Genomic DNA, 8,484 nt, shown 5'->3' on the forward strand with positions numbered 1-8,484 from the left:
CTCCTGGACGGCCTCCTCGACGCCGTGGCCGCCCTCGCCCTGTGCGCCCACGGCGTCGAGGAGGCCGTCCAGGAGCGCGTCGACAGGCGATCCGCGACCGCGACGGCCCGCGCCGCGGGTGCCCGCACCGCGCCGAAGCCGCCCATCGTGCCCCGCTCGGCATGGCTGGCGAACACTTCGCCGACCCAGCCGCCCCCGCGCTACGACGACACGGTCGTCGCGGTCTTCGTGCACCACACCGACTCGCCCAACACCTACAGCTGTGCCGATACGCCCCGGATCATCCGTTATCTGCATGATGGCCAGACCCGCGCCCGGCGCTGGGACGACATCGGCTACAACTTCCTCGTCGACCGCTGCGGCGTGATCTACGAAGGCCGCGCGGGCGGGGCCGACCGCGCCGTCACCGGCGCCCACACCCAGGGCTTCAACCACCGCACCGTCGGCATCGCCGCCATCGGCACCTTCACGGCCGGCGCCGAGGTGCCGCGCGTGATGACCGACGCCATCGCCGCGCTGGCCGCCTGGAAACTCGGGCCGTCGGGCACCGACCCGCGGGCCCGGGTCCGCCTCGTCTCCAGCAACAGCGGCAGCCGCTACGCCGCCGGCACCCACGCCGACCTGCCCGTGGTGGCCGGTCACAGCGACGGCTACATGACCAGCTGCCCCGGCGCCGCCCTCGCCGCCCGCCTCCCGGAGATCCGCGAGCTGGCGGCCCGCCTGCAGAACCGGCCGCGCGACCCGCAGGCGCGGCCCCGGATCACTCCCTGAAGCGGTACCAGAGCCGGGGATAGCGTTCGGCGAGCAGCGTCTCGCTCTCGAAGTCGAGCGCAGTGCCCTCCGGTTCCGCGGGGGCGGGCCGGATGCCGAGGTCCGGGGCGACGGTGCCGGTCAGCTGCTCGTAGGCCTCGTCGGCCACGTAGCCCAGCTCCTCGCCGTCGCCGTCGATCTCCTCGTCGAACTCGTCCAGCAGCTCGGCCAGCGAGTCCGGGTCGTGCAGGGCGCCCTCGAACACCTCGCGGCCCTGGCCGATCAGCCAGCAGCGGAAGAAGTCGAACGCGTCGTCGCTGGCCCCGTCCAGGAGCACCCAGGCCGCGCCCCACAGGTCCCAGCGGTAGGCCCGGTTGTAACGGGCCTCGAAGTGACGGGCGAAGTCGAGCACGGCCTCCGGGTCCAGCCGGAGCAGCCGGTCCACGAGCAGCTCGGACTGCTCCTCGGGGTCACCCTCCGCGGCCTCCCGGGTGGAGTCGATCAGCTCCCAGAACTCCGTCTCGTCCATCACCGCTCCAGCATCTGCCCTGCGGGGGACGGACGCACCCGGAGCGGCCCAGGGGGTGTCTCGCCGATCAGGCCGGGCTCCCGGCGCCCGGCGCCTCGCCGCGTTGCCGTCGGCCCCCATGCTCCGCGTCGGCTCCGCTCTCCGCCTTGCGATGCACGGCACCGGACACCGCTCGCCGATCCGGTCTGACCGACGAGACACCCCTACCCGCCGTACAGCTCCGCCAGCCGTCGCGCGTCGGCGGCGAACCGCGCCCGCAGCGACGGCGGGGACAGCACCTCGGCCTCCGGGCCGAGCGCGGTGAGCTGGGTGTGGGCGACGTCCTCGGACTCCACGCGCAGCGTGGCCGTGACCCGCCCCTGTGCGTCCGGCTCGCCCGCCGCGGCCAGGGCGTCCCGGGCGGAGAGCGGGTCGACGGCGTACCGCAGCCCGCGCACGCCGTCCGGGGTGAGCCGTACGACGACCTCCGCGCGCAGCAGGGAGCGCGCGAACCGCTCGGCCTGCTCCTCCCAGAACGCGGGCAGGTCGAACTCCTCGTCGCGGGTGAAGCGCTCCTCGCCCGGTTCGACGGCCGTGAAGCGGTCGATGCGGTACGTCCGGAAGGCACCGGCGTCGGCGACCCGCGCGCACAGGTACCAGACGCCCGCCTTCAGCACGAGCCCGTACGGCTCCAGCCGCCGCTCGACCTCCGCCTCGGCACGCCGGTAACGCGCGGTGACCCGCCGGTCGTCCCACACCGCCTCGGCCACGGCCGGCAGCAGCTCGGGTGTCCGCAGCTCCTTGAACCAGCCCGGCGCGTCCAGATGGAACCGCTGGGCCGCCGTGCGCGGGGCGTCCCGCAGGGACGGCAGCAGCGCCGCCGACACCTTCAGCCGCGCCGCCGACGCGGCGTCCTCCAGGCCCATCTCGCGCAGCGCCCCCGGCACCCCGGACAGGAACAGCGCCTCCGCCTCGCTGCGGTGCAGCCCGGTCAGCCGGGTGCGGTAGCCGCCGATCAGCCGGTAGCCGCCGGCCCGGCCCCGGTCGGCGTAGACCGGAACCCCCGCCTCGGACAGCGCCTGGGCGTCCCGGGTCACGGTCCGCTCCGACACCTCCAGCTCCCGCGCCAGCTCGGCGGCGGTCATCGAGGGCCGGGACTGGAGCAGCAGCACCATCTTGATCAGCCGGGCAGCACGCATGCAGCTCATGATGCAGGAAGGCCCCCGCCGAGGAGCGGGGGCCTCTGGAGAGACTTACAGACCGTAGCGCTCGCGCGCCTCCTTCACGGCCGTCGCCTTGACCTCGCCGCGCCGGGCGAGCTGGGCCAGGGCCGCGACGACGATCGACTGGGCGTCGACGCCGAAGTGGCGGCGGGCGGCCTCACGGGTGTCCGACAGGCCGAAGCCGTCGGCGCCCAGCGAGGACCAGTCCTGCTCGACCCACTGCGCGATCTGGTCCGGGACCTGGCGCATGTAGTCGGAGACCGCCAGCACCGGGCCCTCGGCGCCCTGCAGCGCCTGGCGGACGAACGGCACCCGCTCCTCGCCGCGCAGCAGCGCCTCGTCGGCCTCCAGCGCGTCCCGGCGGAGTTCCGACCAGGAGGTGGCGGACCAGACGTCCGCCGCCACGCCCCACTCCTCGGCGAGCAGCTTCTGGGCCTGCAGGGCCCAGTGGATGGCGGTGCCGGAGCCCAGCAGCTGGATGCGCGGGGCACCCGCCGTCACCTCGACGCCCGCCGACTCCGCCGTGTTGAAGCGGTACAGGCCCTTGACGATGCCCTCGTCGATGCCGAGGCCCTGCGGCTTGGCCGGCTGCGGCAGCGGCTCGTTGTAGACCGTGAGGTAGTAGAAGACGTCCTGGTCCTCGCCCGGCTTGGCCTCGCCGTACATCCGGCGCAGACCCTCACGGACGATCACCGCGACCTCGTAGGCGAAGGCGGGGTCGTAGGTGAGCGCGGCCGGGTTGGTGGCGGCGATGACGGGGGAGTGGCCGTCGGCGTGCTGCAGGCCCTCACCGGTCAGCGTGGTGCGGCCGGCGGTGGCGCCGACGAGGAAGCCGCGGCCGAGCTGGTCGCCGAGCTGCCACATCTGGTCGGCGGTGCGCTGCCAGCCGAACATCGAGTAGAAGATGTAGAACGGGATCATCGCCTCGCCGTGCGTCGCGTACGACGTGGAAGCGGCGATGAAGTCGGCCATCGAGCCGGCCTCGGTGATCCCCTCGTTGAGGATCTGGCCGTTCTCGGCCTCCTTGTAGTACATCAGCTGGTCGCGGTCGACCGGCTCGTACGTCTGGCCCTTGGGCGAGTAGATGCCGAGCGACGGGAAGAGCGACTCCATACCGAAGGTGCGGGCCTCGTCGGGGACGATCGGCACCCAGCGCTTGCCGGTCTCCTTGTCGCGGACCAGGTCCTTGATCAGACGGACGAAGGCCATGGTGGTGGCGACGTTCTGGGAGCCGGAGCCCTTGTCGAAGGAGGTGAACGCCTTCTCGGCCGGGGCGGGCAGCGCCGGCAGCGGGTGCACGCGGCGGGCCGGGGCCGGACCGCCGAGGGCGGCGCGGCGCTCCTGGAGGTAGCGGACCTCGGGGGAGTCGGCGCCGGGGTGGCCGTAGGGGACCACGCCGTCGACGAAGTCGCTGTCCTTGATCGGCAGGTCGAGCAGGTCGCGCATCGCCTTGAACTCGTCCACCGAGAGCTTCTTCATCTGGTGGTTGGCGTTCTTCGACGCGAAGCCCTCGCCGAGGGTGTGGCCCTTGACCGTCTGGGCCAGGATCACGGTCGGCGCGCCCTTGTGCTCGACGGCGGCCTTGTACGCGGCGTAGACCTTGCGCGGCTCGTGACCGCCGCGGGAGAAGTGGAAGATCTCCAGGATCTTGTCGTCGCTCAGCAGCTTCGCCATCTCGGCGAGCGCCGGGTCCTTGCCGAAGAAGTCCTGGCGGATGTAGGCGGCGTCGCGGGTCTGGTACGTCTGGACCTGCGCGTCCGGTACCTCGCGCAGCCGGCGTACCAGCGCGCCGGTGGTGTCGAGCTGGAACAGCTCGTCCCAGGCGGAGCCCCACAGCGTCTTGATGACGTTCCAGCCGGCGCCGCGGAACTGGGCCTCCAGCTCCTGCACGATCTTGAAGTTGGCGCGGACCGGGCCGTCGAGGCGCTGCAGGTTGCAGTTGATGACGAAGGTGAGGTTGTCCAGCTCCTCACGCGCGGCGAGCGCGAGCGCCGCCGTCGACTCCGGCTCGTCCATCTCGCCGTCGCCGAGGAAGGCCCACACGTGGGAGTCGGAGACGTCCTTGATGCCGCGGTTGGTCAGGTAGCGGTTGAAGCGCGCCTGGTAGATCGCGGAGAGCGGGCCGAGGCCCATGGAGACGGTGGGGAACTCCCACAGCCAGGGCAGGCGGCGCGGGTGCGGGTAGGACGGCAGGCCGTTGCCGCCGGACTCGCGGCGGAAGTTGTCGAGGTGGTCCTCGTTCAGCCGGCCGTCGAGGAAGGCGCGGGCGTAGATGCCGGGGGAGGCGTGGCCCTGGATGTAGAGCTGGTCGCCCGAGCCGTCGGCCTCCTTGCCCTTGAAGAAGTGGTTGAAGCCGGTCTCGTACAGCCACGCCGCGGAGGCGAAGGTGGCGATGTGGCCGCCGACGCCGTACTTCGAGCCGCGGGTCACCATGGCCGCCGCGTTCCAGCGGTTCCAGGCGGTGATCCGGGCCTCCATCGCCTCGTCACCCGGCACGGCGGGCTCGGCGGCGGTGGGGATGGTGTTGACGTAGTCCGTCTCGAGGAGCTTCGGCAGCGCGATGCCGGCGCCCTCGGCGCGCTCCAGCGTGCGCCGCATCAGGTACGCGGCGCGGTGCGGGCCGGCCGCCTTGGCGACCGCGTCCAGCGAGGCCTGCCATTCGGCGGTCTCCTCGGGATCGCGGTCGGGGAGCTGGTCGAGCGCGCTCGGCTGGATGGCGTTGGGGTCGGTCATGTCGCCGCCTTCCTCAGTCGAAGGGGGTTCCCTCATCTGCGTAAGGGTTCGGGGGTGCCCTAGGTCTTTGGCAGGACAGGGCGGGGACTTCGGTGGAAGTCCGTCGGTGACTGTAACTCCCTGATCGATGATCGATCAAAGGGTTGACGGGGAAAACCTCTCGATCCCGAGAAAGTAGGCACGCGGTGCCTTCGGTGGTGGCACCGGGTGACGTATTTCTGCCTTGTTTTCGCAGGTGAGGACGCGTCTGAGCGGAGGTTTGCTCGGGTGTCATCCCGCCGCGCCGCCGGCTTCCACGCCCGCCGGTTCCTTCTCCCGCCCGCCGGGATGACGGTGCGACCAGTTCAGGAACACCCCGCAGGACAGCAGCGACCAGCCCGCCAGCACCAGGAAGGGCAGCACGTGCTGGTGCCCCGGGAAGTACACCGCCGTGTGCTGGGCGTTCACCGAGGCGCCCGGCGGCAGCCAGCGGCCGATCGCACCCAGCGCCGAGGGCAGCAGCGGCCACGACACCGCCCCGCCCGACGAAGGGTTGCCCACCAGCACCATCACGCCCCAGGTCGGCAGCATCGCCCAGCGGCCGATCAGCGTGTTGAACATCGTGAAGACCATGCCGCTGGTGAACATCGTCAGCGCCAGGATCAGCCACGACTGCGGGAACGGCAGGTCCACCGACCCCAGCAGCCAGTCCACCGCCGCCGTGATCGCCAGCCCGCCGAGCAGCGCGTACGCCACCGTGAAGGCGATCCGCTCCAGCGGGTTGAGCGCCCGGGCGTGCACGCTGAGCTGGATGGATCCCACGAAACCGATGATCACGGCGGCCAGCGAGATGTAGAAGATCGCGAGACCGCGCGGATCACCCGGCTGCAGGGGGTTGATGTCCCGCACCGTGACCGCCACCCCGGTCCGCTCACCGACCTCCAGCGCCGCCTCCGACAGCACGTCGGCCACGGACGCGCCGGACGCGCCCGAGACGTCGAGGGCCACCGCCCGGCCGTCGTCGCGCACCTCGAAGATCCCGAAGACCTCCTGCTCGTCGACGGCCGCGCGGGCGGCGTCCGGACGGTCGTAGGCATGCACCTTCACGGACGCGTTCAGGGCCTTCTCCAGGCCCTCCAGGAACGCCCGGCCCCGCGCCTGCTCGTACGACCCGACCACCGCGGCCGGGATCGAGTGCGGCGTCGGATTCGCCATCGCGTACGTGTACGACCAGGCGAACAGGCCCGCCGCCGCGCTCAGGATCAGCACCAGCACCGTCGCCGGCCAGAACGGCGACTCCTTGAAACGCTCCCACGACGGCCGCGCACCGGACATGCCGGTCACCCTAGGACAGGTGCCGGGCGCCCGCCCGCCGGCTCACGCGCGTGGCGCACACCCCAGGACGTGCGCCTTCACGATCTCCGCGATCCGGGGGTCGCGGCGCCGGAACGCGGCCACCAGCTCCTCGTGCTCCTCCGCGTACGACTGCTGGACCGTGCCCAGCCAGCGGATGGACAGCGCCGTGAACACCTCGATGCCCAGGCCTTCCCAGGTGTGCAGCAGGACCGAGTTGCCCGCCGCGCGCACCAGCTCCCGGTGGAAGCCCACCGTGTGCCGCACCTGCGCGGTGCCGTCCGCCGCCCGGTCCGCGTCGTACAGCGCCGCCACGTGCGGCTCCAGCGCCGAGCAGTCCTCCGCCAGCCGCTCCGCCGCCAGCTCCGCCGCGATCGCCTCCAGGCCCGCCCGGACCGGATAGCTCTCCTCCAGGTCCGCGGCCGTCAGATTGCGCACCCGTACGCCCTTGTTCGGCGCGGACTCGATCAGGCGCAGCGACTCCAGCTCGCGCAGCGCCTCCCGGACCGGGGTCTGGCTGACCTCCAGCTCCGTCGCGATCCGCCGCTCCACGATCCGCTCGCCCGGCTGCCAGCGCCCGCTGATGATCCCTTCGAGGATGTGCTCGCGGATCTGTTCGCGCAGCGAGTGGATGACGGGCGCGGTCATGTGGGCTCCTTAGGGCGCGTCGACGTTTAGACAATACGGCCCGGACGCTTACCCGGAAGGGCGCGTGAGGGTGCTTTGGTGCAGGTGAGACGCGCGTAACAGCTCGGGTTTCCGCTGCTGTCGGCGGTGCGGGCCGTCGGGGGCCGCCCGCGCCCACGCGGCGGGGCCGCACATCGACACAGCAGGCGCCCCCGAACGCGCGGATGCCCTTGCCCGGAGATTCCGGGCAAGGGCACCACGTGAGGCGGGAAGACCTACAGGCCCAGCTCGACCTCGAACTCGCCGGCCTCGAGGATGGCCTTGACCGCGGTCAGGTAACGCGCGGCGTCGGCGCCGTCGACCAGGCGGTGGTCGTAGGACAGGGTCAGGTACGTCATGTCGCGGACGCCGATGACCGTGCCCTCCTCCGTCTCGATGACGGCCGGACGCTTGACCGTGGCACCGATGCCGAGGATCGCGACCTGGCCCGGCGGCACGATGATCGTGTCGAAGAGCGCGCCGCGCGAACCGGTGTTGGAGATGGTGAAGGTCGCGCCGGACAGCTCGTCCGGGGTGATCTTGTTGGCGCGCACCTTGCCGGCCAGCTCCGCCGTGGCCTTGGCGATACCGGCGATGTTGAGGTCACCGGCGTTCTTGATGACCGGGGTCATCAGGCCCTTCTCGGAGTCCACCGCGATACCGATGTTCTCGGTGTCGAAGTAGGTGATGGTCCCCTCGGCCTCGTTGATCTTGGCGTTGATGACCGGGTGGGCCTTCAGCGCCTGCGCGGCGGCCTTCACGAAGAACGGCATCGGGGAGAGCTTCACGCCCTCGCGGGCCGCGAAGGAGTCCTTCGCCTTGGCGCGCAGCTTCATCAGGCGGGTGACGTCGACCTCGACGACCGACGACAGCTGGGCCTGCTCGTGCAGCGCCTTGACCATGTTGTCGCCGATGACCTTGCGGATCCGCGGCATCTTGATGGTCTGGCCGCGCAGCGGGGAGGCCTCCAGGGCCGGCGCCTTCCGGGCCGGGGCGGCGGCCGGAGCGGCGGCGGGAGCCGGAGCGGCGGCGGCGGCCTTCGCGGCCTCGGCGGCGGCGACGACGTCCTGCTTGCGGATGCGGCCGCCGACGCCGGTGCCCTTGACGGTGGACAGGTCGACGCCGTTCTCGGCGGCGAGCTTGCGCACCAGCGGGGTGACGTAGGCGCCCTCGTCGGTCGGCTGGGCGGCGGCGGGAGCCGGGGCGGCCGGGGCGGCGGGCTGAGCCGGAGCTGCCGGCGCGGGCGCCGGCAGCTCCGGCTCAGCCCGCCGC

Annotated in this window: 7 protein-coding genes; 1 reads left to right on the forward strand and 6 read right to left on the reverse strand. The window is 72.2% G+C overall.

Going from position 1 to position 8,484, the window contains the following annotated elements; genetic code table 11:
• Positions 1-3 precede the first annotated feature (3 nt).
• Complete coding sequence (locus tag CCN42_RS24090) at positions 4-771, forward strand: peptidoglycan recognition protein family protein (RefSeq protein WP_086738751.1); 768 nt, start codon at positions 4-6, stop codon at positions 769-771.
• Here the strand turns inward: CCN42_RS24090 and CCN42_RS24095 are convergent.
• The 6 genes from CCN42_RS24095 to sucB form a co-directional block, all read right to left on the reverse strand.
• Positions 761-1,279: a DUF4240 domain-containing protein gene (locus CCN42_RS24095; protein ID WP_169731513.1), complete on the reverse strand. Its 519-nt coding sequence runs from the start codon at positions 1,277-1,279 to the stop codon at positions 761-763. The two genes, CCN42_RS24090 and CCN42_RS24095, sit on opposite strands and share 11 nt — an antisense overlap.
• Positions 1,280-1,482: 203 nt before the next feature.
• On the reverse strand, positions 1,483-2,457 hold the full coding sequence (locus tag CCN42_RS24100) for a helix-turn-helix transcriptional regulator (RefSeq protein WP_086173093.1): 975 nt from the start codon (positions 2,455-2,457) through the stop codon (positions 1,483-1,485).
• Positions 2,458-2,511: 54 nt separating this feature from the next.
• On the reverse strand, positions 2,512-5,214 hold the full coding sequence (gene aceE, locus CCN42_RS24105) for a pyruvate dehydrogenase (acetyl-transferring), homodimeric type (protein WP_086173092.1): 2,703 nt from the start codon (positions 5,212-5,214) through the stop codon (positions 2,512-2,514).
• Between the two features lie 270 nt (positions 5,215-5,484).
• Complete coding sequence (locus CCN42_RS24110) at positions 5,485-6,528, reverse strand: hypothetical protein (RefSeq protein WP_086738753.1); 1,044 nt, start codon at positions 6,526-6,528, stop codon at positions 5,485-5,487.
• A 42-nt stretch (positions 6,529-6,570) separates the two neighbouring features.
• Positions 6,571-7,194, reverse strand: a complete 624-nt coding sequence (locus CCN42_RS24115; RefSeq protein WP_043500230.1) for a GntR family transcriptional regulator — start codon at positions 7,192-7,194, stop codon at positions 6,571-6,573.
• 254 nt (positions 7,195-7,448) lie between these two features.
• A partial coding sequence (sucB, locus tag CCN42_RS24120; RefSeq protein ID WP_086738750.1) for a 2-oxoglutarate dehydrogenase, E2 component, dihydrolipoamide succinyltransferase occupies positions 7,449-8,484 on the reverse strand: 1,036 nt, incomplete at its 5' end.

This window comes from Streptomyces glaucescens (assembly GCF_002154375.1).
Classification (GTDB): Bacteria; Actinomycetota; Actinomycetes; order Streptomycetales; family Streptomycetaceae; genus Streptomyces; species Streptomyces glaucescens.